Annotated in this window: 27 protein-coding genes; 11 read left to right on the top strand and 16 right to left on the bottom strand. The window is 73.6% G+C overall.

The genetic code is table 11. The features are described 5' to 3' along the window. Nucleotides 1–147 precede the first annotated feature (147 nt). Together ACF1A5_RS15940 and lnt are read left to right on the top strand one after the other, a co-directional pair. The gene (locus ACF1A5_RS15940; RefSeq protein ID WP_392193438.1) at nt 148–633 is read left to right on the top strand and encodes a nuclear transport factor 2 family protein; all 486 of its coding nucleotides are present in this window, start codon (nt 148–150) and stop codon (nt 631–633) included. Nucleotides 634–766: 133 nt separating this feature from the next. Continuing rightward, nucleotides 767–2,341 (top strand): apolipoprotein N-acyltransferase, encoded by a 1,575-nt coding sequence (lnt, locus tag ACF1A5_RS15945; protein WP_392193439.1) that lies wholly within the window; start codon nt 767–769, stop codon nt 2,339–2,341. Here the strand turns inward: lnt and ACF1A5_RS15950 are convergent. After that, on the bottom strand, nt 2,259–3,170 hold the full coding sequence (locus tag ACF1A5_RS15950; RefSeq protein ID WP_392193440.1) for a Gfo/Idh/MocA family protein: 912 nt from the start codon (nt 3,168–3,170) through the stop codon (nt 2,259–2,261). The two genes, lnt and ACF1A5_RS15950, sit on opposite strands and share 83 nt — an antisense overlap. A 10-nt stretch (nt 3,171–3,180) precedes the next feature. After that, nucleotides 3,181–4,365 carry an FAD-dependent monooxygenase gene (locus ACF1A5_RS15955; RefSeq protein WP_392193495.1) on the bottom strand — a complete coding sequence of 395 codons (1,185 nt, stop codon included), beginning with the start codon at nt 4,363–4,365 and terminating at the stop codon, nt 3,181–3,183. Nucleotides 4,366–4,513: 148 nt separating this feature from the next. On the opposite strand from ACF1A5_RS15955, the gene ACF1A5_RS15960 reads away from it, so the two are divergent. The 3 genes from ACF1A5_RS15960 to ACF1A5_RS15970 all read left to right on the top strand — a co-directional run bounded on the left by ACF1A5_RS15960 (nt 4,514) and on the right by ACF1A5_RS15970 (nt 6,259). Continuing rightward, complete coding sequence (locus ACF1A5_RS15960) at nt 4,514–5,119, top strand: TetR/AcrR family transcriptional regulator (protein WP_392193441.1); 606 nt, start codon at nt 4,514–4,516, stop codon at nt 5,117–5,119. A 28-nt stretch (nt 5,120–5,147) separates the two neighbouring features. Next, nucleotides 5,148–5,660, top strand: a complete 513-nt coding sequence (locus tag ACF1A5_RS15965; protein WP_392193442.1) for a DinB family protein — start codon at nt 5,148–5,150, stop codon at nt 5,658–5,660. 125 nt (nt 5,661–5,785) lie between these two features. Continuing rightward, a complete protein-coding gene (locus ACF1A5_RS15970) occupies nt 5,786–6,259 on the top strand; it encodes a hypothetical protein (RefSeq protein WP_392193443.1) in 474 nt (157 codons plus the stop codon). A gap of 94 nt (nt 6,260–6,353) precedes the next feature. Here ACF1A5_RS15970 and ACF1A5_RS15975 read toward each other — a convergent pair whose 3' ends face one another. From ACF1A5_RS15975 to ACF1A5_RS16005, 7 genes are all read right to left on the bottom strand, one after another. After that, a complete protein-coding gene (locus tag ACF1A5_RS15975) occupies nt 6,354–6,875 on the bottom strand; it encodes a hypothetical protein (protein ID WP_392193444.1) in 522 nt (173 codons plus the stop codon). A gap of 159 nt (nt 6,876–7,034) precedes the next feature. Continuing rightward, nucleotides 7,035–7,718, bottom strand: a complete 684-nt coding sequence (gene ung / locus ACF1A5_RS15980; RefSeq protein WP_392193445.1) for a uracil-DNA glycosylase — start codon at nt 7,716–7,718, stop codon at nt 7,035–7,037. Nucleotides 7,719–7,809: 91 nt separating this feature from the next. Then, nucleotides 7,810–9,387 (bottom strand): ABC transporter substrate-binding protein, encoded by a 1,578-nt coding sequence (locus ACF1A5_RS15985; RefSeq protein WP_392193446.1) that lies wholly within the window; start codon nt 9,385–9,387, stop codon nt 7,810–7,812. Nucleotides 9,388–9,597: 210 nt separating this feature from the next. After that, a complete protein-coding gene (locus ACF1A5_RS15990) occupies nt 9,598–10,356 on the bottom strand; it encodes an SDR family oxidoreductase (protein WP_392193447.1) in 759 nt (252 codons plus the stop codon). Nucleotides 10,357–10,373: 17 nt separating this feature from the next. Beyond that, nucleotides 10,374–11,135, bottom strand: a complete 762-nt coding sequence (gene fabG, locus ACF1A5_RS15995) for a 3-oxoacyl-ACP reductase FabG (RefSeq protein ID WP_392193448.1) — start codon at nt 11,133–11,135, stop codon at nt 10,374–10,376. A gap of 161 nt (nt 11,136–11,296) precedes the next feature. Then, nucleotides 11,297–11,737, bottom strand: coding sequence for a DUF3037 domain-containing protein (locus ACF1A5_RS16000; protein ID WP_392193449.1), 441 nt, complete (start codon nt 11,735–11,737; stop codon nt 11,297–11,299). Beyond that, nucleotides 11,734–12,498, bottom strand: coding sequence for a HipA family kinase (locus ACF1A5_RS16005; RefSeq protein ID WP_392193450.1), 765 nt, complete (start codon nt 12,496–12,498; stop codon nt 11,734–11,736). The genes ACF1A5_RS16000 and ACF1A5_RS16005 overlap by 4 nt, the downstream gene beginning before the upstream one ends. A gap of 159 nt (nt 12,499–12,657) precedes the next feature. On the opposite strand from ACF1A5_RS16005, the gene ACF1A5_RS16010 reads away from it, so the two are divergent. Further along, nucleotides 12,658–13,143 (top strand): Rieske (2Fe-2S) protein, encoded by a 486-nt coding sequence (locus ACF1A5_RS16010; protein WP_392193451.1) that lies wholly within the window; start codon nt 12,658–12,660, stop codon nt 13,141–13,143. A gap of 184 nt (nt 13,144–13,327) precedes the next feature. Beyond that, on the top strand, nt 13,328–13,795 hold the full coding sequence (locus tag ACF1A5_RS16015; protein WP_392193452.1) for a pyridoxamine 5'-phosphate oxidase family protein: 468 nt from the start codon (nt 13,328–13,330) through the stop codon (nt 13,793–13,795). 47 nt (nt 13,796–13,842) lie between these two features. On the opposite strand, the gene ACF1A5_RS16020 is transcribed toward ACF1A5_RS16015, so the two are convergent. Beyond that, complete coding sequence (locus ACF1A5_RS16020) at nt 13,843–14,745, bottom strand: LysR substrate-binding domain-containing protein (protein WP_392193453.1); 903 nt, start codon at nt 14,743–14,745, stop codon at nt 13,843–13,845. Nucleotides 14,746–14,820: 75 nt separating this feature from the next. Here ACF1A5_RS16020 and ACF1A5_RS16025 point away from each other — a divergent pair, with 75 nt between their 5' ends. Further along, entirely contained in the window at nt 14,821–15,885 is a 1,065-nt protein-coding gene (locus ACF1A5_RS16025) for a DMT family transporter (protein WP_392193454.1), read from the top strand. Nucleotides 15,886–15,921: 36 nt separating this feature from the next. Here ACF1A5_RS16025 and ACF1A5_RS16030 read toward each other — a convergent pair whose 3' ends face one another. Beyond that, nucleotides 15,922–17,253 (bottom strand): aminotransferase class I/II-fold pyridoxal phosphate-dependent enzyme, encoded by a 1,332-nt coding sequence (locus ACF1A5_RS16030; RefSeq protein WP_392193455.1) that lies wholly within the window; start codon nt 17,251–17,253, stop codon nt 15,922–15,924. Nucleotides 17,254–17,288: 35 nt separating this feature from the next. On the opposite strand from ACF1A5_RS16030, the gene ACF1A5_RS16035 reads away from it, so the two are divergent. After that, a complete protein-coding gene (locus ACF1A5_RS16035) occupies nt 17,289–17,972 on the top strand; it encodes a pyridoxamine 5'-phosphate oxidase family protein (RefSeq protein WP_392193456.1) in 684 nt (227 codons plus the stop codon). Continuing rightward, entirely contained in the window at nt 17,972–18,604 is a 633-nt protein-coding gene (locus ACF1A5_RS16040) for an FMN-binding negative transcriptional regulator (protein WP_392193457.1), read from the top strand. The genes ACF1A5_RS16035 and ACF1A5_RS16040 overlap by 1 nt, the downstream gene beginning before the upstream one ends. Before the next feature lie 47 nt (nt 18,605–18,651). Here ACF1A5_RS16040 and ACF1A5_RS16045 read toward each other — a convergent pair whose 3' ends face one another. From ACF1A5_RS16045 to ACF1A5_RS16060, 4 genes are all read right to left on the bottom strand, one after another. Then, on the bottom strand, nt 18,652–19,605 hold the full coding sequence (locus tag ACF1A5_RS16045) for a DMT family transporter (protein ID WP_392193458.1): 954 nt from the start codon (nt 19,603–19,605) through the stop codon (nt 18,652–18,654). 178 nt (nt 19,606–19,783) lie between these two features. After that, nucleotides 19,784–20,791 (bottom strand): DMT family transporter, encoded by a 1,008-nt coding sequence (locus ACF1A5_RS16050; RefSeq protein ID WP_392193459.1) that lies wholly within the window; start codon nt 20,789–20,791, stop codon nt 19,784–19,786. Between the two features lie 83 nt (nt 20,792–20,874). Next, the gene (locus ACF1A5_RS16055; RefSeq protein ID WP_392193460.1) at nt 20,875–21,570 is read right to left on the bottom strand and encodes a Clp protease N-terminal domain-containing protein; all 696 of its coding nucleotides are present in this window, start codon (nt 21,568–21,570) and stop codon (nt 20,875–20,877) included. Nucleotides 21,571–21,897: 327 nt separating this feature from the next. Further along, on the bottom strand, nt 21,898–22,512 hold the full coding sequence (locus tag ACF1A5_RS16060; protein WP_392193461.1) for a PadR family transcriptional regulator: 615 nt from the start codon (nt 22,510–22,512) through the stop codon (nt 21,898–21,900). A 173-nt stretch (nt 22,513–22,685) separates the two neighbouring features. On the opposite strand from ACF1A5_RS16060, the gene ACF1A5_RS16065 reads away from it, so the two are divergent. Further along, nucleotides 22,686–23,513 carry a PhzF family phenazine biosynthesis protein gene (locus tag ACF1A5_RS16065; protein ID WP_392193462.1) on the top strand — a complete coding sequence of 276 codons (828 nt, stop codon included), beginning with the start codon at nt 22,686–22,688 and terminating at the stop codon, nt 23,511–23,513. Nucleotides 23,514–23,535: 22 nt separating this feature from the next. Here ACF1A5_RS16065 and ACF1A5_RS16070 read toward each other — a convergent pair whose 3' ends face one another. Next, nucleotides 23,536–24,336, bottom strand: coding sequence for a CPBP family intramembrane glutamic endopeptidase (locus tag ACF1A5_RS16070; RefSeq protein ID WP_392193463.1), 801 nt, complete (start codon nt 24,334–24,336; stop codon nt 23,536–23,538). Nucleotides 24,337–24,455: the final 119 nt, after the last annotated feature.

Below are 24,455 nucleotides of genomic sequence, written 5' to 3' on the forward strand. Positions count from 1 at the left end.
GGACCCCGTGCCGTCCCGCGCATCCGCCCGCCCCGGCCGTATCACCCGTCCGGCGCAGCGCGTTCCTCCCCCGCGAGCGGCCGTGCGCCTCACCCGGTCCCGGCCGCGCCCCTTGGCTCCTCGCGTCCGGTGCCCAACACTGAGCCGATGACGCAGCGGATCGAGCTCGCGACGGTAATGGACCGGCTGGCCGTGGACGGCCTGATCACGGAGTACGCGGTGGCGGTGGACGACGGCGACTGGGCCGCCTACCGGGGGCTGTTCACCCCGGACGGGCGCGCGGACTACCGGTCCGCCGGCGGGATCGAGGGCGACGCCGGGCAGGTCGCCGGGTGGCTCGCGGAGACCATGCGGCAGTTCCCGGTGCGCCAGCACCTCATCGCGAACCGGCGGCTGAGGTTCGGGATCCTCGAGCAGGACACGGGCGACACCGCCCGGGTGCAGGCCGACTACGTCAGCCCGATGTGCCTCGCGGGCGACGACGCGGGAGGGACCGCCCCCGACTTCGTGTGCGGCGGCCGGTACGCGTTCGCGCTGCTGCGCACGGACGAGGGCTGGCGGGTGCGCGAGGTGGTCGTCCACGAGAAGTGGCGCTCCCTGCCCGGACCCCGGTCCAGGCCGATGCCCGGCTGACCGGCTCCCGTTGTGCGGGCTGAGCGGGTGAACCGGGGCCCGCTGTGCGAGCCGAGCGGGTGGGCCGGGGCCCTCTGTGCGAGATCGCCCACAGCACGCACACTGGAATGACCACGGGGTAGGAGGGCGCCGTATGAAGACCTTCGGCAACTGGCCGGCCTCCCCGTGGCGGCGCTCGCTCCTCGCCGCGCTCGCGGGTGCCCTCCCCATGCTCGCCTTCCCGGCGCCCTCGCTGTGGTGGTTCGCCTGCGTCGCCCTGGTCCCGTGGATCCTGCTCGCCCGCGCCGCCCCGACCGGGAGGCGGGCCGCGTACGACGGCTGGTGCGGCGGCCTGGGCTTCATGCTGGCCGTGCACCACTGGCTGCTGCCCGAGCTCCACGTCTTCACCGTGGTGATAGCGGGGCTGCTGGGCGCCCTGTGGGCCCCCTGGGGGTGGCTCGTGCGCCGCTTCCTGGCCGGTGCTCCCTCACCGGGGCGCGCCGCGGCCGCCCTGGTCGTGCTGCCGTCGGGCTGGCTGGCCGTCGAACTCGTGCGCTCCTGGCAGGGGCTGGGCGGGCCGTGGGGGATGCTCGGCGCCAGCCAGTGGCAGGTGGCTCCGGCGCTGCGGCTGGCCTCGGTCGGCGGAGTGTGGCTGGTCAGCTTCCTCGTGGTGGCCGTGAACGTGGCGGTGGCCGTGCTCGTCTCGGTCCGCGCGTCCCGGGTGCCCGCGGTGGCCGGCCTGGTGGCGACGGCCGCGCTCACCTCCGCGGCCTGGGTCTGGGCGCCGCGCCCGCACGTCGACGGCCGGGTCCGGACAGCCGTGGTGCAGCCGGGCGTCGTCGACGGCGTCGACAGTCCCGCCAGACGCTTCGACCTGGAGGAACGGCTGACCCGCCGGCTTGCCGGCCGGCATGTCGACCTTGTCGTCTGGGGGGAGAGCAGCGTCGGCTACGACCTCGCCCGGCGCCCCGACCTGGCGCGCCGCGTCGCCGCCCTGTCCCGCGAGACCGGCGCCGACATCCTGGTCAACGTCGACGCCCGGCGCTCCGACCGGCCCGGCATCTACAAGAGCTCCGTGCTCGTCGGCCCGAACGGCCCGACCGGCGAGCGCTACGACAAGATGCGGCTGGTCCCCTTCGGCGAGTACGTGCCCGCCCGTTCCGTGCTCGGCTGGGCGACGGCCGTCGGCAAGGCGGCCGGCGAGAACCGCAGGCGGGGCACCGCGCAGGTGGTGATGGACGTCGGCCACGGCCTGCGCGTGGGCCCGATGGTGTGCTTCGAGACGGCGTTCCCGGACATGAGCCGGCATCTCGCCGAGGACGGCGCCGAGGTGCTGCTCGCGCAGTCCTCGACCTCCACCTTCCAGCACAGCTGGGCGCCCGAGCAGCACGCGACGCTCGGCGCGCTGCGTGCCGCCGAGACCGGCCGGCCCGTGGTGCACGCGACGCTGACCGGCGTCTCCGCCGTCTACGGCCCGGGCGGGCAGCGCATCGGGTCCTGGCTCGGCACCGACGCGAGCACGGCCGCGGTGTACGACGTGCCGACGGCCCACGGAACCACCGTCTACGTCCGCTTCGGCGACTGGCCGGTGTACGGCGCGCTGCTCGTACTGCTCGCGACCTGCGCCGCGGAGGGCGTGCGGGCGCTCAGGCCGCGGCGGAACGCTCCAGCACGGCTCGTACCACCTGTTCGCACAGGGCGTGGGTCTCCAGCGCGTCCCGGGCGCTGAGCGGTTTGCCGGAGCGCACCGTGTCGAGGAAGGCCAGCACGGCCTGTTCGATACCGCGCTGCCGGGCGACCGGCACCCAGTCGCCGCGCCGCCGTACGGACGGCTGCCCCTTGTGGTCGACGGTCTCGGCGAGGTTGACGACCTGGCGCTTGGTGTCCTGCCCGGAGACCTCCAGGATCTCCTCGGCCGAGCCGCTGAGCCGGTTCATGACGCCGAGCGCGGTGAACCCGTCACCGGCGAGCTGGAGCACGACGTGGTGCAGCAGGCCGTCACGCACACGGCCGCGCACGATGACGTCGTCGACCGGGCCCGGCACCAGGAACCGCAGGGTGTCCACGACGTGGATGAAGTCGTCGAGGATCATCGTCCGCGGCTCCTCGGGCAGCCCGATGCGGTTCTTCTGCATCAGGATCAGCTCGCGCGGGTGCTCGGCGCACTGCGCGTATCCGGGGGCGTGGCGCCGGTTGAAGCCGACCGCGAGCGGGACGCCGCGCTCCTCGGCGAGGGCCACCAGGCGCTCGGAGTCGGCGAGTTCGTAGGCGAGCGGCTTGTCGACGTAGGTCGGGACGCCCGCCTCCAGCAGCCGGGTGACGATCTCCGGGTGGGTGGCGGTGGGGGCGTGCACGAAGGCGGCGTCGAGGCCCTCGGTGAGCAGAGCGTCCAGACTGGGGTGCCGCCGGCCGGCCGGGAGGTGCAGGGTGTCGGCGACGCTTTCCAGGGTCGCGGGTGTCCGGGTCTGCAGGTGCAGCTCGACCCCGGGCAGGGTGCCGAGCACCGGCAGGTACGCCTTCCGCGCGATGTCGCCGAGTCCGACGCAGCCGACCTTCACTTGGACTCCCTCACCGCTCGCCTGTCCCCGCCTGCGTCGCAGCATACGGGGGCTGCGGCGGACGCCAGTCGGCGATCCCGTCGAAACCGCGCAGCAGCAGTGCCGGGCGGGCCCGCGACAGTGCGGCCAGGGCGGTGTCGCGCACGGCGGTCCCGGCGCGGCTGCCCGTCATGTTCAGGCGGGCGGCCCGCACGGCCCGGCGGGCGACGGCGGTCGTACGGGGCAGGCGGGCCGCCGTGTAGGCGGCGAGGTCGTCGCGATGGTGGGCGAGCACGACTGCGTCCTCGAGGGCCTGGTTTCCGCCCTGCCCGAGGGTCGGCGGCATGGCGTGCGCGGCGTCCCCTAGGAGGGCGACCCGGCCGCGGTGGTGGGCGGGCAGCGGCTCGGCGAGGTGGTGCACGTCATGGCGCAGCACGTCCTCGGGGCGGGCCGCCTCGATCACGGCCGGGACGGGGTGGTGCCAGCCGCCGAACCGGCGCAGGAGTTCGGCCCGCTCGTCGTCGGCCGCGTGCTGCCCGGCGGGCGTGACGGCGGCGGCGTACGCGTAGACCCGGCCGTCCTCGAGGGGCTGGGTGCCCCACAGGCGGCCCCTCCCCCAGGTCTCGTGCGCGGCGAACTCGGCGCCGGGGACCGGGATCACCACCCGCCAGGTGGTGAAGCCCGAGTAGACGGGTCCGGGGTGGCGGGGGAACAGGGCCCGGCGTACGGCGGAGTGCAGACCGTCGGCGCCCACCACCAGGTCTGCCTCCAGCTCGCCGTCCGGGGTGCGGACTCGGGCCGGGCGGTGGGCGTCCCCGGGGTCGGCGAGGTGCGCGGCGGTGTCCGTGCGGACCCCGTCGGGCGGCAGGAGCGCGGCCAGGCGTTCGATCAGGGTGGCGCGGTGCAGCAGGACGAGGGGGCCGCCGAAGCGCTCGGCCGCCGCGGCGGCGTCGGTCCTGGCGATCCAGCGGCCGCCCGGGGTGCGCAGCCCGCCGTCGCCCTGCCAGGCCGCGAGGTCGCGGATCGCGTCGCCGATGCCGAGCACGTCCAGGGCACGCAGCGCGTTCGGGGAGAGGGAGATGGCAGCGCCCACGGGTTCCAGGGAGCGGGCCCGCTCCAGGACGATGACCTGCCGGCCGGCCAGGTGCAGCGCGGCGGCCGCGGCGAGGCCGGCGATGCCGCCGCCGATGACGACGACGCGTGACGACTGGGCCATGGCCATGGCTCCTCCTGGTGCGCTGACTACAAGTGTAGTGCCCGGCCCTGCGACTGTACTACGGCTATAGTGAGCGCGGCTACGACCACAACGGGCGCGGTGACTACGGCCGTAGTCGCCCGAGGGAGCCGCGGGTAGGTTCGTCTCCATGGCCGCACACCCCCCGAGCGCCTCTCGCGCCGACCTCGTCGCCGACACCGCCCTCGCCCTGCTCGCCGAACGCGGGATGCGCGGTCTGACGCACCGGGCGGTCGACGAGACGGCCGGACTGCCGCAGGGCTCCACCTCCAACGTGGCGCGCACCCGCCTGGCCCTGCTCGAACTGGCGGTGCGGCGGCTCGCCGACCGCGAGGCGCGGGTTCTGGCCCTGCACGAGATGCCGGACCCGCGCGGCGGACTCGACGCCCTAACCGACGGGCTCGCCCTGGCCACGCACCGCGCGCTGACCCTCAACCGGGAACTGACCGTCGCCCGCTACGAACTGGCCCTGGAGGCGACCCGCCGCCCGGAGCTGCGGGCCCACTTCGACGCGGCGGGCGCCCGCTTCCGCGACCAACTGGACGCGCTGGTACGGGCGATGGGCTCGACGGACGCCGACCGGCACGTGCTGTCCCTGGTCGCCTGGGCGGACGGGCTGATGTTCTCCTGCGTGGTCGGGGCCTTCCACACCCGGGTGCCGGGGTTGGACGAGGTGCGGGCGGGGCTGCGCGAACTGTTGGAGGGGATGTTCGGTGCCGGAAAACGGCTGGTGTGACGGCTCGGCCCGGGACAGGATCGGGGACATGACGATCGAGCGCCGAGAACCCGCCCTGAACGCCGACGAACGCACCATGCTGGAAGGCTGGCTGGACTACCACCGGCAGACCCTGGCCTGGAAGTGCGAGGGCCTGACCGACGAGCAGGTGCGGACCGCGGCCGTGGAGCCGTCCGAGCTGTCCCTGATGGGGCTGGTGCGCCACATGGCGGAGGTGGAACGGGGATGGTTCCGCAAGGTGCTGGTGGGCGAGGAAGCGGGCCCTATCTACTGCACCGATGAGGACCGGGACCGCGACTTCCACCTCGCCGAGGAGGACAACTGGCAGGAGGCGTACGCCACGTGGCAGGCCGAGATCGAGGTCGCGCGGCGCACCTGCGTCCCGTTCGCCCTGGACGACCTCTCCAAGGGCCGGAGCAGGTCCACGAACGAGCCGTTCAGCCTGCGGTGGATCTACACCCACATGATCGAGGAGTACGCGCGGCACAACGGCCACGCCGACCTGATCCGGGAGCGGCTCGACGGCGCGACCGGGGACTGAGCGCTGGGCCCGGCGTCAGCCGGACGGGCCGCCCGCACTCGCAGGGGGTCAGGAGATCACTCGTGCGGGGCATCCTCCGGCGGTCCGCCGCCCCCCGGTGACCCTGACCCAGCAGAGTGGCGCGGGTGCATCGAACGACGACCACCGCAACGCTCCTGCTCTCCGTGGCCGTCTCGGCCCTCTCCGGTTGTGTCACGGTCCAGCAGCGGCCGCCCGTCTCCGCCCCGCAGACGGCTCCCTCCCGCCCGTCGGCGCCCCGCCCGGAAGGGAGCGCCGAGCCGCGGGACGTACAGGCGCCCGCCCGGGAGGCCCTGGAGCTGATCAGCCCGCAGCGCACGCCCGGGGCGGCCGCCCGCGCCCACGCCCCGGCCGCCCCGGCGGAGGACCGCTCCCGTCCCCCGGCGCACTTCCCCGCACCTCACCCGCCCGTCCCTGCACCACCGCACCGCCACGCACCGCCGCCGCGCATCGACCTCCCGAAGCTCCCGCCACAGGCGGCGCGGAAGAAGGCGGACATCTGCGCCCTCGGCCGGAAGTACGGCGACTGGAAGCCGGGCAGCCCGGAGGCGGTCATCTGCGGGCAGGCGTACGGCCGGTGAGACGGACCGGGACACCACGCGCGGCCTGGGCGTCCGGCGGGTCTTGCCGGTCCGGCGGCTCCGGCACGTCCGGCGGGGATCGGGCGGGAGGCCGCTACTCCGGGCGCTGGCGTGGCGGGCTCCGCCTGCCGCCGGTGGGACCGCCCTCCCCGAGCCGCAGTGCCAGGCGGTGGATCGCCGCGCGCACCCCGTCGCCGTACCGGTCGTCGCCGAGCGCGCCGGCCGCGCCGCGGGCCCGGTGGAGGTGGACGCGGGCGGCCTCGGCGCGGCCGAGCTTCACGTAGTCGGCGGCGAGGTTCAGGTGGAGGGACGGGTAGAGGGTGCGGACCGCAGGCGCGCCCTCGGCCCCGGCGAGCCGCTCGTCCCTGAGCTCCTCGGCCGCCGACAGCGCCCTGAGGTCCCAGGCCAGTTCGTCCTCGGGGTCGTCCTGGGTGTCGGCGAGATAGTGGGCCAGGGTGCAGCGGTGCAGAGGGTCGCCGTCCTCGCCGATCTCCCCCCACAGGTCGAGGAAACGCCCCCGGGCCTCCTCGCGGTCCCCGGCGTGATGCAGCAGGACGCTCTGCCCGATCCGCGTCAGCACGGCGTCCGGCGCCGCCTGCTCCTGTCGCTCCACCACCAGCGCCTCCAGCCCAGTCCCGGACCCGATCCCCCGACGCTAACCGCAGCGCACACCGATCCGGCTCAGGCACCCCCGAAGAACACCGCCCCGGCTGCGCCTCACCCGGCCGAGCCCGGGCGCGCGGCGCCCCCGGGCCCCCGTGGCCGGGCGGGACGCTCAGCCCAGGTTGGGGATGTGCCAGTCGATCGGCTCGTGGCCCTGCCGGGCAACTGCCTCGTTGATCTGGGTGAACGGCCGGGAGCCGAAGAACTTCTTGGCGGACAGCGGGGAGGGGTGCGCGCCCTTGACGACCACGTGCCGGGACTCGTCGATCAGCGGGAGCTTCTTCTGCGCGTAGTTGCCCCAGAGTACGAAGACCGCCGGGTCCGGGCGGCCGGCCACCGCCCGGATCACCGCGTCGGTGAACTTCTCCCAGCCCCGGCCCTTGTGCGAGTTGGCCTCGCCGCCGCGGACGGTGAGCACCGCGTTCAGCAGCAGGACTCCCTGCCGGGCCCAGGGCATCAGATACCCGTTGTCCGGGACGGGCGTGCCCAGCTCCTCGTGCATCTCCTTGTAGATGTTGCGCAACGACGGTGGGATCCGGACCCCCGGCCGGACGGAGAAGCACAGCCCGTGGCCCTGCCCCTCGCCGTGGTAGGGGTCCTGACCGAGGATCAGGACCTTCACCTCGTCGTACGGCGTGGCGTCCAGCGCGGCGAAGACCTCCTCCCGGGGCGGGTACACCGGCCCCTTCGCCCGCTCCTCCTCGACGAACTCGGTCAGCTCCTTGAAGTAGGGCTGCTGCAGCTCGTCGGCCAGAACCCCGCGCCAGGACTCGGGCAGCATGGCGATGTCGGTCACGTCAACGTCCTCACGATGTGCGGTCACTTCCAGGTCTCAGAACCTACCGGCGACCACTGACAACGAACCCCCGCCTTGGAGAACGCCCCGCCTACCAGCTGGTCTTCCGGGACAGCTCCCACATCATCATGATGGTCGAGGGGTCGAGCGCCCGCTCGCCGCCGGAGATGTCGTCGCTCGCGGCCACGTACTGCTTGCCCTGCCACAGCGGCAGCAGCCGCGCGTCGTTCACCAGGATCTGCTGCGCCTGCTCGAACTCCTTCACCACGGCCCCGCGGTCGCTCTCGCCGCGCGACTTCGGCAGCAGCTCCGTGGTGATCTTGGGCGCCGGGTAGGGCGTACCGAGCGCGTTCTGCTGGCCGACGAAGGGGGCGATGAAGTTGTCGGCGTCGGGGAAGTCCGGGAACCAGCCACGCCCGAACACCGGGTACTCGCCCTTCTGGTAGCCGACCACGTAGGTCTTCCAGGGGCGGCTCTTCAGGGTGATGGTGAACAGGCCGGACGCCTCCAGCTGCCGCTTGAGCTCCTGGAACTGCAGGGCGGTCTCCGAGCCGTAGCGGTCGGTGGTGTACCAGAGGGTGAGCGGGACCTTCTGGTCGATGCCCGCCGCGGAGAGGATCTTGCGGGCCTTGGCCACGCTGGGGTCGCCGAAGTCGTCGAAGAAGCCGGTGGTGTGGCCGGTCAGACCCTTGGGGACCATCGAGTACAGCGGGTCGACGGTGTCCTTGTAGACCTTGTGCGCGATCGCCCCGCGGTCGACGACCTGGGCGACGGCCTTGCGGACGGCGGTCTTCTGCGCCCAGGGATCCTTCGGGTTGAACACCAGGTAGCTGATGTCGGTGCCGGCGCCCTCGACGAGCTGGAGGTCCTTGGCGTCCTTGCGCTGCAGGGCGATGATGTCGTCGGCGGCCAGGCCACGGTAGGTGACGTCGATCTGCCGGTTCCGCAGCGCCTTGACCATGGTGGCCGAGTCCTGGAAGTAGCGGATGGTCACCGCATCGTTTCTGCGCTGGGCGAATCCCTTGTAGTTGCCGTTCTTGACCAGCTCGGCCTGCTTGCCGTCCTCGTACGACTTGAGGGCGTACGGCCCCGAGCCGAAGACCTTGTTGTCCTTGCGCAGGGTGCGGGCCGGGTACTCGTCCGGATCGACGATCGACATGGCAGGGGTGGCGAGGACGAACGGGAAGGTGGCGTCGGGCTTGTTGAGGTGGAAGACGATCTGCTGGTCACCCAGCACCTGTACCCGGTCCAGGCTGCCGAGCAGCCCCGCCGGGCCGCCGGCCACGTTGATGGTGCGGATGCGGTCGATGGAGTGCTTGACGGCCCGCGCGTCGAGCCGGTCGCCGTCGGCGAACTTCATCCCGGAGCGCAGCACGCAGCTGTAGGTGGTGTTCGCGCTGTCGGTGAACTTGCAGCTCTCGGCGGCATCGGGCTGGGGCGTGGTCGCACCGTTCGGATAGGCCAGCAGCGTCTGGTAGATGTTCCGGAACAGCTCCCAGGAACCGTCCCAGGAGGCGGCCGGATCCAGAGTGCTCGGGGCACTGGTGGTGCCCACGACGATCGGTCCCTGGTCGTCCGGGGTGCCGTCGGAAAAGACGCTGCACCCGGCGACCAGGGATATGGACGCGAGGCCCATTACGGGCCGCAGGCATCGGTTCCGGTTGAACACGCGCACGCTCCTCGATCCGCCATACCCAGGGTTGGCAGACCATACCGCAGTGCCCCGCCCGGTGAACCCGGTCTGAACCAGACCTTGATCAGCACGTGACTGACTACGTTGTCATCCGTGCGCGGCACGGGTCATACATCGACGCGGGCGCCGTTTCCGTCAAGAGGTCCGCGGAAATCGTCACGGGAACGGAAACGGCGCCCGGGCCGGTCAGCCGACTCCGGCGTTGAGGAAGATGCCGCCGTCGACGACGAGCGTCTGCCCGGTGATCCAGTCGGACTGCTGCGAGGTGAGGAAGGCCGTCGCGCCGCCGATGTCCGAGGGCACGCCGAGCCGGCCGAGCGGATAGGACGCGGCCGCCTCCGCCTCGCGGCCCTCGTACAGAGCCTGGGCGAACTTGGTCTTCACCACGGCCGGCGCGATCGCGTTGACCCGCACCTTCGGCGCGAACTCGTGCGCCAGCTGCTGGGTCAGGTTGATCATCGCGGCCTTGCTGACGCCGTAGGCGCCGATGAAGGGCGAGGGCGCGAGGCCGGCGACGGAGGCGATGTTGACGATCGTGCCGCCGTTGTCCTTCTGCCAGGCGTGCCAGGTGCGCTGGGCGAAGCCGAGCGCGGAGATCACGTTGGTCTCGAAGACCTTGCGCGCCACGTTCAGGTCGAGGTCGGCGATCGGCCCGAACACCGGGTTGGTGCCGGCGTTGTTGACCAGGTGGTCGACGCGGCCGAAGGCCTCCATGACGCGCTCGACGGCCTCGGCCTGGTGCGCCTCGTCATGGGCCTTGCCCGCGACGCCGATGACCCGGTCGGCGCCGAGTTTCTCGACGGCCTCCTTCAGGGCCTCCTCGTTGCGGCCGGTGATGCACACCCGGTCGCCCCTGGCCACCAGCGCCTCCGCGACGCCGTAGCCGATGCCCCGGCTGGCGCCCGTGACGAGCGCGACCTTGCCGGAAAGTTCCACGGAAGTCATGTTCCCGTCCCCCGGCCTCAGTCGAGCGGTCCGCCGGCGACGTACAGCACCTGGCCGGAGACGAAGCCGGCCGCGTCGCCCGTGAAGAAGGCGATCGCGTTGGCGATGTCGTCCGGCTCGCCGACGCGATGCACCGGGATCTGGGTGGCGGCGGCGGCCTTGAAGTCCTCGAAGCCCATGCCGACGCGGTCGGCGGTGGCCTTGGTCATCTCGGTGGCGATGAAACCGGGGGCGACGGAGTTCGCGGTGATGCCGAACTTGCCGAGCTCCTTGGCGAGTGTCTTGGTGAAGCCCTGCAGACCGGCCTTGGCGGCGGAGTAGTTGACCTGGCCCCGGTTGCCGAGCGCGGAGGACGAGGAGAGGTTGACGATGCGCCCGAAGCCCGCGTCGACCATGTGCTTCTGGCAGGCCTTGGCCATCAGGAACGAACCGCGCAGGTGCACGTTCATGACGGTGTCCCAGTCGGAGACGCTCATCTTGAACAGCAGGTTGTCGCGGAGCACACCCGCGTTGTTGACGAGGATCGTCGGCGCGCCGAGCTCCTCGACGACGCGCGCGACGGCGGCCTCGACCTGTGCCTCGTCGGACACGTCGGCGCCGACCGCGATGGCCCTGCCGCCGGCCGCCGTGATCTTCTCCACGGTGTCCTTGCAGGCGGCCTCGTCGAGGTCGATCACGGCGACCGCGCGCCCCTCGGCGGCCAGTCGTACGGCGGTCGCGGCGCCGATGCCGCGCGCGGCACCGGTGACGACGGCCACCCGCTGCTCAGTGGTGGACATTGCTGGTTCTCCTCGCCCTTGGAAAGCCTGGAACACCTTCGGAACATCTGCGGCTGCAACGGTACGCCCCTCAGGTGAGCGACCGCTTAGTACCTTCAGCAGACGTGACGCTAGAAGCCCTGGCACCCGGTGTCAACGGCACACCCGGTGCGTGTGATCCATTACCTCACCAGGAGGTCCAGCAACCGCTCAGTCTCCGCCGCCGGATCGGTGGTCAGTCCGGTGTGCACGGGTCCCGGCTGGACGATGGTGGAGCGGGGCGCGATCAGCCAGCGGAAGCGCCGTCCCGCGTCGTCGCCCGCGGCCTGCCCGGCGGTCTCGCCCCCGGCGCAGACGCCCTCGACGGCACGGAGTGCGGCCCGCACGCCCGCCACGTCCGCCTCCGGGTCGAGCGCCAGCAGCCGGGCCTCGTCCAGGTGGGTGCGGGCGCCGACGTAGGCCGTCGCCCGGCAGTAGACGAGCACGCCCGCGTTGACGCACTCGCCGCGTTCGATGCGTGGCACCACGCGCAGCAGGGCGTACTCGAAGACGTGCCGGTCGCTCGCCGGGCCGCCCCTGATGATGTGGCGGTCGTCCGTACGGCCGCCGCGCTGCCCGCTCATGCGGCCTCCCCGATGCCCCGGACGCGCTCGTGGATGACGGCGGCCCGCGCGAGCAGGGGCCGCGCGTAGGCCCGGCGCAGTTCGTCCGGGGTGGCGAAGCCGGGCTCGCCGGTCAGCCAGGCGTCAGGGATCTCGGCGGTCACCTCGGCGAGCAGGTCCTCGGTGACCAGGGGCGCGAGGCGCGCGGCCGCGGCCGCGACATCCGGGCGGAAGGGCAGCAGGGCGTGCTCCGAGGCGTCGTAGGGACGGGCGGCCGAGGTCTCGGCGCCGGGCCAGTTGTGGTGCCAGATCATGGTGGCGCCGTGGTCGATGAGCCACAGGCCGCCCCGCCATCTGAGGAGGTTGGGGTTGCGCCAGGAGCGGTCCACGTTGTTCACCAGCGCGTCGAACCAGACGATCCGCCCGGCCTCCTCGGGATCCACCGGGAAGGCGAGGGGGTCGAAGCCGAGGGCGCCGGAGAGGAAATCCATGCCGAGGTTGGTGCCGCCGCTGGACCGCAGCAGCTCCTGCACCTGCTCGTCGGGCTCGCCGAGTCCCAGCACCGGGTCGAGGCCGACGGTCACCAGCCGGGGCACCCGGAAACCCAGCCGCCGGGCGAGTTCCCCGCACACCACCTCGGCCACCAGCGTCTTGCGGCCCTGCCCGGCGCCGGTGAACTTCAGGACGTACGTCCCGAAGTCGTCGGCCTCGACGAGTCCCGGCAGCGAGCCGCCCTCACGCAGCGGCGTGATGAAGCGGGTCGCGATGACTTCCTTGAGCATCGCCCCAGGCTACTGGCGTACGGCGGGGCCGGTCACCGGCGTGCGGCCGGGCCCGGGACCGCCCGGTGGCAGGTGGCCGCGGGGCCCGCTGAACACCTCGGGCCCGTCGGCCGTACCCCTGTGCGGACGCACGAAGCCTGCGCGGAAGGGAACGTCAGCATGACCAGCGAATCGCTTCAGCCCCCGGGGTCACCGGCCCGCCGCACCGTCGTGGCGGCGGTGGGCGCGGTGGGACTCGCCGCCGCGCTGGCCGCGTGCGGGTCGGACGACGAGTCGTCCGGCTCCTCCAGCACCGGGAACAACAGCAAAGGCGGTGGCGGCAGCGGCGGTTCGGGCGGCGGTGGGGCCGCGGCCGGCGGCGCGGTCCTCGCGAAGACCGCCGACATCCCGGAGGGCGGCGGCAAGGTGTTCGCGAGCCAGGGCGTGGTCGTCACCCAGCCGAAGAAGGGCGAGTTCAAGGCGTTCTCGTCGAAGTGCACCCACCAGGGCTGCGCGGTGAACCGGATCGCCGACGGTGTGATCAGCTGTCCGTGTCACAAGAGCGAGTTCTCGGCCACCGACGGCAGCGTCAAGAAGGGCCCCGCGACCCAGCCGCTGCCCGCCAAGAACATCACGGTGTCCGGGGAGGAGATCACGCTCGCCTGACGCCCACGCCCGGCCCGCCGACCGGTCTCCCGTTGCCACCGGCGGTGCGGCCGGGCGAGAGTGGCCACCGTTGCGTGCGGAGGGAAGACGACCCATCCTTTTCTGACGTGATGTCAGAGAATCTCTCCCGGGCGGGCCGGGGGACTTTCCCCTCTGGCACGACGTGAGACATGGAGGGGGCCGCATGACCGCCACACAGCGCCGGGGCCGGAAGATCATGATGACGCCGGGCGAGCTGGACGAGTTCCTCACCACCCAGCGCACCTGCCGGGTGGCCACGGTGTCCCCCGGCGGCGCCCCGCACGTGAGTGCCCTCTGGTTCGCCTGGGACGGCACCTCGCTGTGGCTGTACTCCGTGGTGCGCAGCAGGCGCTGGGCCGACCTGCGCCGCGATCCCCGGGTGGCGGTCGTGGTCGACACGGGCGAGGAGTACGACCAGCTGCGCGGTGTGGAGCTGTCCGGCACGGTGGACTTCGTGGGTGAGATCCCCCGTACCGGGGAGCTGCACGCCGAACTCGACGTGCCGGAGACCCTGTTCGCCCGCAAGAACTTCGGGCTGGACGAGATGCCCCACGACGGCCGGCACGCGTGGCTGCGCCTGACCCCGGAGAAGGTCGTCTCCTGGGACTTCCGCAAACTCGGCTCCGCCTGATCCCGGCGGGAGGCCTTCGAGACCCACCCGTCGACTCGGGCCGCGGCTCAGGCGATCCCCTCCCCCGCCGCGCGCAGGGCGTCGGCCGCCGCGCGGATGGAGGGGCGGCGGTCGGCGTCGGCCCGCCACACGGCGTAGACGTGCCGCCGCACCGCGTGCCGCACCGGGACCGTGCGCACGCCCGCAGGCAGCGGACCGCGCCCCAGCCGCGGCGCCACGCAGACCCCGAGTCCGGCGGCGACCAGGGCGAGCTGCGTGGCGTGCTCCTCGGCGCGGTGCGCGATGCGTGGTTCGACGCCCTTGGAACGCAGGGTGTCCAGCAGCCACTCGTGGCAGAACTCGGCCTCGCCCCAGGTGATCCAGTCGTCGTCCGCGAACTCCTCCAGGTCCGCCTCGGCGCGGGCCGCGAGGGGATGGGCCGCAGGCAGGGCCACATCGGCGGGGTCGTCGAGGATCGGGGCCCGGCTGAGCCCGTCGGGGACGGGCAGCGGCTTGTTGTACCAGTCGAGGACGACGGCCAGGTCGACGTCGCCGCGCAGCACCGCGCGCACGGCCGCCGCCGGCTCCATCTCGGTGGTGGTGACCCGCAGGCCCGGGTGGCGGTCGCGCAGATGGCCGAGCGCGGCGGGGAACAGCCCGCGCGCGGCGGTGGGGAACGCGCCGAGCCGCAGCTCACCGACGACCTGCCCGCGCTGCGCCTCCAGATCGGACTGGGCGATCTCCACCTGGGACAGGATGCGCGCCGCGTGCTCGGCGAGCAGCCGCCCCGCGTCCGTGAGCCGCACCCCCCGGCCGTTCCTGGCGAGGAGCTGCTGGCCCACCTCCCGCTCCAGCTTGGCCATCTGCTGCGAGACGGCGGAGGTCGTCACGTGCAGCCCTTCCGCCGCGCCGCTCACCGAGCCGTGGCGGGCGAGCGCGTCCAGGGTGCGCAGGCGCTCCAAGTTCAACATGTAAGCGATGCTACGAGATACAGCGCTCGAATTCTCGCTTGTGCTACGAGGTTACCGGGCGGCATGGTTACGTCCATGACCACCGCGACCACCGCGACCGCCGCCCCGTCGACCCCGCCCCGTCCCGCCGCACGCGCCCGCGGGCCTCTTCCGTGGCGGGTCCGTTTCGCCTTCCTGTCGTCCGTGTGGGGCTTCAGCTTCCTGTTCATCAAGGTCGGCACGGAGGGGTTCGCCCCCTTCCAGGTCACGTTCGGGCGGCTGCTGTTCGGCACGGCGGTGCTCGCGGCGGCGATGGCGGTGAAGCGGGAGCGGCTGCCCCGCGGGGTGCGGACCTGGATGCATCTGGCCGTCGCGGCGTTCTTCCTCAACGCGCTGCCGTTCTCGCTCTTCGCCTACTCGGAACTCACGATCCCCTCGACGCTCGCGGGCATCTGCAACGCCACCTCGCCGCTGTGGGGCATGGCCCTGTCCCTGGTCGCCCTCTCGGAGGACCGCCCGACCCGGGTGCGGGTCGCGGGGCTCGGGCTCGGCTTCCTCGGCGTGCTCACCGTGCTGGGCGCCTGGCAGGGCTTCCACGGCCTGGACGCCGCGGGCACGGCGATGGCCCTGCTGGCCTCGCTGAGCTACCCGGTGGGCTGGATCTACGTCCGGCGCACCCTGGCCGGTTCCACCGAGTCGCACCTGGCGCTGACCGGCGGGCAGTTGCTGCTGGCCACGCTGCAACTGGCCGTCGTCACACCGCTGTTCACCAGCCTGCCGAGCCATGTGTCCGTGCTGCCCCTGCTGGCGGTCGCCGCGCTGGGCGCCCTGGGCACCGGCCTGGCCATGCTCGTCCAGTACGGCCTGGTGGCCGAGGTCGGCCCGACGACGGCGCAGATGGTCACCTACTTCGTCCCGATCATCGCCACGGCCGCCGGTGTCGCCGTACTCGGCGAGCACCTGGCCTGGTCGACCCCGGTGGGCGCGGTGATCGTCCTGGCGGGGGCGGCCCTGACCCAGGCCCGCCCGAAGCGGCGGACCGAGCCCGCCCGGGAGCCCCTTCAGGAGCCCGCCCGGGAGCCGGCCCCGCGGCCCGGGGACGAGGTCCTCCGCTCCGGCGACGAACTCACGGCCTGCACGGCCCCGGCGGCCCGGGCCTGAGGCCCGGTCTCGCAGACCGGAGGCCCCGGCGCCGTCCTAGACGTAGCCGCGGGCGGGCGCCGGGCCGAGGGCGGCGGCGACCGCGTCCGCCAGTACGGCGATGTCCTCGTCGGTCAGTGCCGAGACGGTGATCCGGACGCCCGGCGGGGCGCTCATGCGGAAGCGGGCGCCGGGCGCGACGGCCCAGCCGGCGTGGAGCAGCCGGGCGACGGCCCCCGTCTCGTCCGGCACGGGCACCCACACGTTCATGCCGCTGCGCCCGTGGGCCCGCACCCCGCGCCGGGCCAGCGCGCCGATCAGAAGGTCGCGCCGCCTGCCGTACTCCGCCGCCACCGCGCACGTGTCGAGCACGCCGTCCGCCCACAGCCGCACCACGGCCCGTTGCAGCAGCAGACTGACCCAGCCGGGCCCCAGCCGCTGCCGGCCCCGGACCCGGTCGACCGTGACGTCGTCGCCGGTCAGCAGGGCGAGACGCAGGTCGGGTCCGTACGCCTTGGCGACCGAGCGCACGAAGGCCCAGTGGCGGGTGACCCCGGCGAGCGGGTGCAGGGGCAGGTCGACGATCCCGTGGCCGTGGTCGTCCTCGATCACCAGCGTCCCGGGGTGCTCGCGGAGCACGGCCCGCAGGGCACGCGCGCGCGGGGCCGTCACCGCGGCGCCCGTCGGGTTCTGCGCGCGGTCGGTGACGATGAGGGCCCGCGCGCCGCTCTCCAGGACGCGCCGTACGTCGTCGGGGAGCGGCCCCTCGTCGTCGACGCCGACGCCGGCCGTGCGCAGGCCGAGGGCGGGGACGAGGTCGAGGGTCCGGCCCCAGCCCGGGTCCTCGACGGCGACCGTGTCACCGGGCTTGAGGTGGGCGGCGAGGACGCGCTCCACTCCGTCGAGCGCGCCGGACAGGACGGTGAGCGGTCCGTCCGGCACTCCGTCCGCGTCCAGCCCGGCGCGCGCGATCCGCGCCAGTTCGGGCTCCACCGCGTCGTCCCCGTAGAGCACCGGCTCCCGGTCGCCCTGGACGGCTGCCGCCGCGAACGCGGGCGCCAGCGGCGGCAGCAACGCCGGGTCCGGGTTGCCGCTCGACACGTCGCGCACGCCCTCGGGCACGTCCACGCGGATGTGGTCCCGCCCGGTCGTGGCGGGCGCGGGCCGCACCCGGCTGCCCCGGCGCCCGGCGGTCTCGATGACTCCGCGCTCCCGCAGGATGCGGTAGGCGGCCGCGACGGTGTTGGGGTTGACGCCCACTTCGACCGCCAACTCCCGCATGGACGGCAGCAGTTGACCCGGCTCCAGCTCTCCCGACCCGACCGCGCGTTCGACGCTCGCCGCGATCTCCGCTGCGCCTCGCCCCTCGATCCGATATCCTCCTAGCACAAACATCATTATGCACTAGTGCAATGGAGACCGCAATGCAGGGGACCCAGCAGCCGACGTCACCGCCCAGCGCCTACGCTCCGACCGACCGGACGGTCCCCACGCGCTCCGCGAAGCGGGCGTCGTACGACAGGGAATTGGTGCACGCGATCCTCGACGCGGACTACGTCTGCCACCTCGGCTTCGTCCGCGACGGCGCGCCCGTGGTGCTGCCCACGCTCTACGGCCGGATCGGCGAACGGCTCTACGTGCACGGCTCGACGGGCTCACGCCCCCTGCGCATGACGGGCAAGGCGGACCCGGGGCTCCCGGTCTGCCTGACGGTCACCCTGGTCGACGAACTGGTCCTCGCCCGCTCCGCCTTCCACCACTCGGTCAACTACCGCTCCGTCGTGGTGCACGGCATCGCCCACCAGGTCACCGACCCCGAGGAGAAACGCACGGCGCTGGACGCGCTGGTCGACCACGTGGTGGCGGGCCGCTCGGCCGACTCCCGGCCCGCGAACGCCAAGGAGCTGGCCGCGACCGCGGTGATCCGGCTCGATCTGGACGAGGTCTCCGCCAAGGTGCACACCGGGGGCGTGGCCGACGAGCCCGAGGACCTTGCCCTCCCCCACTGGGCGGGCCTCGTCCCCGTCCGCAGGCAGTACGGCGCCCCGGTCCCCGACCCCGGCCTGGCGCCCGGCACCGTGCTCCCGGACTACCTGACGGGCCTGTGATGCTGATACACCCCTGGGACGCGCCCCGCGACGACGAGGAGTGGCAGCGCTGGCTGGCCGCCCACGACTTCGGCCAGCTCGCCGTCAACGGCCCGGCCGGCGCACCGCCGTTCGTCCAGCCGCTCCACTTCGCCTACGACCCGCGGCGGGGCGAGGCCGTCACCCATCTCGCCCGCCCCAACCCGCTGTGGCCCGCCCTGGAGGCGAACCCGACGGTGCTGCTGAGCGTGGTCGACGACTACGCGTACGTCCCCGGCCCCTGGCAGGCGGCGCCGGACTCGCCGCCCGAGCACGGCGTGCCGACGAGCCTGTACGCGGCCGTCCAACTCACCTGCACCGCACGGATCGTGGACGATCCGCGGGAGAAGGCCGAGCTGCTGAACCGGCAGACGGGCCACTTCCAGCCGGAGGGCGGCTCGGCCCGGGCCGCGGCGGGCGAGGAACCCTACGGGCGCCTGCTGTCCGGCATCCGCGGACTGCGGCTGGCCGTCACCGGCGTACGCGCCAAGTTCAAGTACGCGGGAAAGAGGTCCGAGCAGGTCCGGGACCGCATCGCGGTGGGGCTCGGGGAGCGCGGGGGCCCGCGCGACGCGGCGGCGCGCGAGCACCTGCTGCGCCGCAGCGGGCCATGACGCCGTGAGGGGGGCGAGCCCCGTCGGCCAGGGTTCGCCCCCCGCGGTCACACCGGAACCGGCTCCCGCTCCGCCCGCACGGCCCGCGCCCCGCGCGCCTCGGCGTATGCCAGGCCGGTGACCGAGCCGAGCATCAGCGCGGTGCCGACCAGGGTCGCCGCCGTCAGCCGCTCACCGAGGGCGACCGCGAGCACGGCCGCGCTGACGGGCTCCAGCAGCATGATCACCGACACGGTGGCCGACCGTACGACGGCCGCCCCCGCGAAATAGAGGGCGTAGGCCAGGGCGGTGGGGACCGTGGCGATGTAGGCGACCAGCCACAGCAGACGCCCGGGGTCGGCGGTGTGCGGCACCAGCCCCTCCGCGAACGCGAACGGCAGCAGGCACAGGGTGGTGACCCCGAACGCCCCCACGGTCGTACCGGAGTTGTCCGCGCCGCCGTCCCGGCCCCACCAGCGGGTGAGCAGCGTCATCAGGGAGTAGCCGGCCGCCGACGCCAGCGCGAGCAGGACACCCCACGGGCGCACCGTGGCGTCGCCGCCGCCGAGCACCAGCACAGCGAGACCGGCGAGCGCCCCGGCGACGGCGATCACGCCGCCGCGGCCCAGCCGCTCGCCCAGCGCGAGCCGGGCCCCGAGCGCGATGAGGACGGGACCGGCGCCCAGCGTCACGACGGTCGCCACGGCGAGGCCGGTGGCCGACACCGCCGCGAAGTAGGCCGTCTGGAACACCGCGAGGCCGATCCCGGTGGCACCGGCCCGCACCGCCCCGCGCCGCAGGGGCACCGAGGGCGCGGACCGGTCGCGGGGACGCAGCAGACGGGCGGCGATCAGCAGCACGGACCCGGTGGCGCAGCGCCAGAAGGACAGCGCGACCGGGCCCATGTCGCTGGTGCGGTAGACCAGCAGCGCGGCCGCGCCCGCGGTGCCCCAGGCGGCGCCGGCGACGATCAGGTAGAGCAGGCCACGCCCGACGGGCAGGCCGGAGGAAGCATCGGACACGAGATTTCTCCGCAGAGTGCAGAAGTTCGGGAAGGGACCCCGCTCGAGCGGGGTCGGCGGACTTCTTCTGCGGGCAGCACCGTTCGGCCCGGCACAGCGCCGGGCTCGGTCACCGGAGGGCCCGCCTCAGGCGGCCGGCGGCGGAAGAACGAGTGCGTGCAGATGCATGATCATCACCCTAGGCCGCCGTTCCCCGGGCCGCCAACTCCCTTTCCGCGCCGCCGCCCGCCACCGGCTCCGTGGAGCTTTTCGCGGGCGCCGACGACTGCGCGATGAACGCGCCCAGCAGCACGACCACACCGCCGACGACCTGCGGCGCCGAGAGGTGCTCGCCGAGCAGCACCCAGGCCAGCACGGTGGCGATGACCGCCTCCAGGCAGGCGACCACGCCCGCCACCTGCGGCGAGAGCCGGCGCACGGACAGCACTCCGGTGACGTAGGCGAGGACCGTGGCGACCAGCACGATCCAGGCCAGCAGCGCGGCCGCCGGGACCGCGCTGCCGTCCATGCGCGCGGTGTGCGCGAGCACCGTCCAGTCCATGGTCCAGGGACGTGCCACGGCGGTCAGCGCGGCGGCGCCGACCAGCAGCCCGTACGCGATGACGCCGAGCGGGTCCGGGGCGGCCGCGCCGCCCGGTTCGCCGCCGTGGTCGGAGAGGATGAAGTAGCCGACCTGGCAGCACGCGGCGCCGAGCGCGAACAGCAGCCCGAGGGCGTCGAAGCCCAGGCCCGACCAGACCTCCACGACACAGGCGAGTCCCCCGACCGCGAGCACCACACCGAGGGCGGCGGCCCGGGTCACCGGCCGCCGCTGCACGAACCGCACCCAGCCGAGCACCAGGGCGGGCGCCAGATACTCGACGAGCAGGGCGACCCCGACGGGTATGCGGGAGATCGCGGCGAAGTAGCACGCCTGGACGCCCGCCACGGCGAGCAGCCCGTAGCCCAGGAGCAGGGCGGGGCGGCGGCGCAGCAGCGCGCGGTGCCGCACGGCGAGCGGGGCCATGACGAGGGCCGCGCCGGTGACACGCAGCCAGACGACGTGCAGCGGGTCCAGGCCCGCCTCGATCAGTGGCTTGGCCGCCACACCCGACCCGCCGAAGGCCACCGCGGAGACGAGCGCCAGGCCGATCCCGGCACCCTTGCCGGAGCGGCTCCGACTGCTCTCAGACGTACGCATCGGCACATGATGACAGGGGATGACATGAGCGTCATCCCCGATGGCACCTGTCTCATCGGCTGGACAGGGACACTCCCCGCGCCGGGCGCTCAGGGGCCGGTTGCGGCGCCTCCGGCGCACTCCCCCACGCAGCCCTCGGCATCGTTGTCGAGACGCGTCCCGAGTTCGTCGCCGGGCTCGCCGACGAACTCGCCGTCGAGCTTGTCGCCGAGCCCGTTCTCGAGCCGGAGGGCGAGGGCCTCGGCGTCGATGCCGGCGCGCGTGAGCACCTCGACGGCGCGCGCCTGCGGGTGCGCGACGCTCCCGGCGAGCAGGTCGACGCCACGCGCCAGGACGTCGCCGCGCCGGCCGGCCCGCGCCCGAGCGCACTCCAGGGCGGCCGCGGCCAGGGGCGAGAAACCGTCGGCGTCCGTCACCGCGGGCAGGTTCCCCTCGGGCCCGGTCACCAGCCGTCCGGACACGAGGGGTCCGGCCGTCGGCGGTCCGGCGCCGAAGTCCTCCACAGCGCTCTGCCAGCGCAGGCCGTAGCCGATGCTGCGCTGTACGAGATAGCCGAGCAGCCGGGCGATCTGCGGGCCGACGAAGACGGCGCGCACCCCGGGGTCGGCCTCCAGCAGCGAGTGCAGCAGGTGGGCGGTGTCGATCTGCCGGTCCCCGTCCCGGACGGCTCTCCGGCGGGCACCGGCGACCACCGTCGCCAGTTCGGCGCTGAGCGGCCCGGCATGGCCGTCAGGGGGGCGGTCGCCCTGCTCATCGGCCGACTGCCGCGGAAAACGGGGGTGCACATCCCCCACCTCATCAGCCCCCGACGGCCCGGGGCATCCCCGGCGGGAAGCATCTTCGCGTCCCACGGAAAGTGGACCCGGGCCGATGAAATCTCCTCCTTACGGATGAGATCAGGCCGACCGCCACACCTCCCTGACGGTTCATCAGTATGGAACTTCGCCGTTCCGGCCGCTCCGTTCCGCCCGCCCCTTGCCGCGCCCGAACGGTCGCCCGCCTCGTACGCGACGGTGCCCCGCGGACGATCCGCGGGGCACCTTGTGCCTGCCTGCGCCCGGTGCGGTGGTGGGGCCGCTCGGCCGCACGCGTCAGCCGGGCCCGGCGGGCCGTCAGTCCTCGTCGGCGAGGATCAGATACAGCTTCTTGCGGGCGTCGTTGATGACGGTGAGCGCCTTCTCGCGCTGCTCCTTGCTCCCGGTCTTCCAGACCTGCCCGAAGGCCTCCATCAGGCCGAAGCCGGCCTGTCGGATCTCCCCCAGCGCCTCCCAGTCGACCCCGCGCGAGGCCTCCTCCCACGGGGCGTCCGCCCCCTCGGCGGCCGCGGCGCACCCCGCCTCGGTGAGCGAGAACAGCTTCTTGCCGCCCTCGCTCTCACTGGCGATCAGCCCCTCGTCCTCCAGCAGTTGGAGCGTGGGGTAGACCGAGCCCGGGCTGGGCTTCCACGCGCCGCCGCTGCGCTCGGCGATCTCCTGAATCATCTCGTAACCGTGCATGGGGCGGTCCTTCAACAGGGCCAGGATCGACGCCCGTACGTCACCGCGCCGTGCCCTCCCGCGCGGTCCGCCGCGCCCTCGCCCACCCCAGGGGCCCGGACCGAAACCCGGTCCGAAGCCGGTACCGCCCGGACCGAAGGGGCCGAAGGCCGCCCGCCGCCCCTCGAAGCCGCCCCGACCGCCCCGAGGGCCGTCCTGCCGGTGGCCACGCTCGAATCCATGGCTGCGCACCGCCACCACTCCATTCCATCGTTGATCAGTCGCGATGCTTCGACGATATATCGCAACAGCTCGTCCGACAATCCCCCACGGACTCTCTCCCGGCCCTGACGCCTCCCGCGCGGAGGCCGCCGACCGCGGATTGGCCTTGGCCCGGGACTTCACCGACCGTCTAGCGTCGGAACATGCGCATACGAATCGTCGACGCCTTCACCGACCGCCCCTTCTCCGGCAACCCGGCGGGAGTCCTGCTCCTGGACGCCTTTCCCGAGGACGACTGGCTCCAGAAGGTGGCACTGGAGTTCAACCACGCCGAGACCGCGTTCGCGCACCGGTTGCCCGAGGGCGGTGAGGCCGACTGGGCACTGCGCTGGTTCACCCCCGCCACCGAGGTCGCGATGTGCGGCCACGCGACCCTGGCCACCGCCCATGTGCTGCACGCCACCGGCACCCACGACGGCCCGGTGCGCTTCGCCACCCGCAGCGGCGTACTCGTCGCGACACCCGCCGCGGACGGCTCGATCACCCTGGACTTCCCCACCGCGCCGCTCACCGCGGTCGAGGTCCCCGACGGCGTCGCCGAAGCCCTCGGTGCCGAGCCGCGCGCCGCCTTCGACACCGGCCCGAGCGTGGGTGACCTGGTCCTGGAGCTCGCCGACGAGAAGACCGTGCGCGGCCTCACCCCCGACCACAGGGCCCTCGCCGCGTACTCCATCCGCGGTGTCATCGCCACCGCCCGTGCCGAGGACCCCGCCCGCGGCTACGACTTCGTCTCCCGGTGCTTCTTCCCGAACGTCGGCATCGACGAGGACCCCGTCACGGGCAGCGCGCACACCGCGCTGGCTCCCTACTGGTCCGAACGGCTCGGCCGCCCCGACCTGACCGGACTCCAGGCCTCCCCGCGCTCCGGCCTGGTCCGCACCGGCCTGCGCGGCGAACGCACCTTCCTCACCGGCCGGGCCGTCACCGTGATCGACGGCGAACTGCTCGCCGGACCCGGGCCCGTCCGGTAGGCCGGGCCTGTTCGCGGGCGGCTCAGGCGGTGGGCAGCCAGCCCACCTTCCCGGCCAGCAGCGCGTACCCCACGAAGGCCCCGATGTCGAGCAGGGAGTGCGCGACCACGAGCGGGCCGACGCGGCCCCAGCGCCGGTACAGCCAGACGAACACCACGCCCATCACCATGTTGCCGACGAAGCCGCCGATGCCCTGGTAGAGGTGGTAGGAGCCGCGCAGCACCGAGCTGGCCACCAGCGCGGTCCCCGGGGTCCAGCCGAGCTGCCTGAGCCGGCGCAGCAGATAGCCGACGACGATGACCTCTTCGAGGATCGCGTTCTGCAGCGCCGACAGGATCAGCACCGGGTACTTCCACCACACGTCGGGCAGCGCCTCCGGCACCACCGTGAGGTTGAAGCCGAGACCGCGGGCGGCCAGGTAGAAGGCGATGCCGGTGCCACCGATCACCGCGGCGATCCCGGCGCCCCGGCCGAGGTCGGGCCACGGCCGGGTGCGGTCGAAGCCGAGGGTGCGCAGGCTGCGGCCCTCCCGCAGCAGCAGGTGCGCGACGAGCACGACCGGCACCAGCGCCGACGCGATCCCGAACAGCTGCCAGGCGAGGTCGAGCCAGGGGCGGCCCGGGGCCGCGGAGGCGTTGAGCGTGGCCGCCTGGTCCTTGAGGCCGCCGGGCTTGGTGACCGACCCGACGAAGCTGATCAGGGCGGACACTCCGCTCGCCCCGAGCGAGAGCGCCAGGACGAGCAGGGTCTCGTCGCGCAGGATCCGCCGCGGCGGCCGCTCCCGCCATTCAGCGTCGGCCCCGGGTCCCGCCTCCGCGTGCACACCTGCCTCCAGTCGCGTAGTCCCGCCTCGCCCCCGTCCTCACCCGATCCGCATCCCTGTCCGCACCGGGCCGAACCGCGGCAGAACCGAGTGGGCCGACGGACGACACGCAGTGACAA

This window comes from Streptomyces sp. NPDC014864, from assembly GCF_043081525.1.
Classification (GTDB): Bacteria; Actinomycetota; Actinomycetes; order Streptomycetales; family Streptomycetaceae; genus Streptomyces.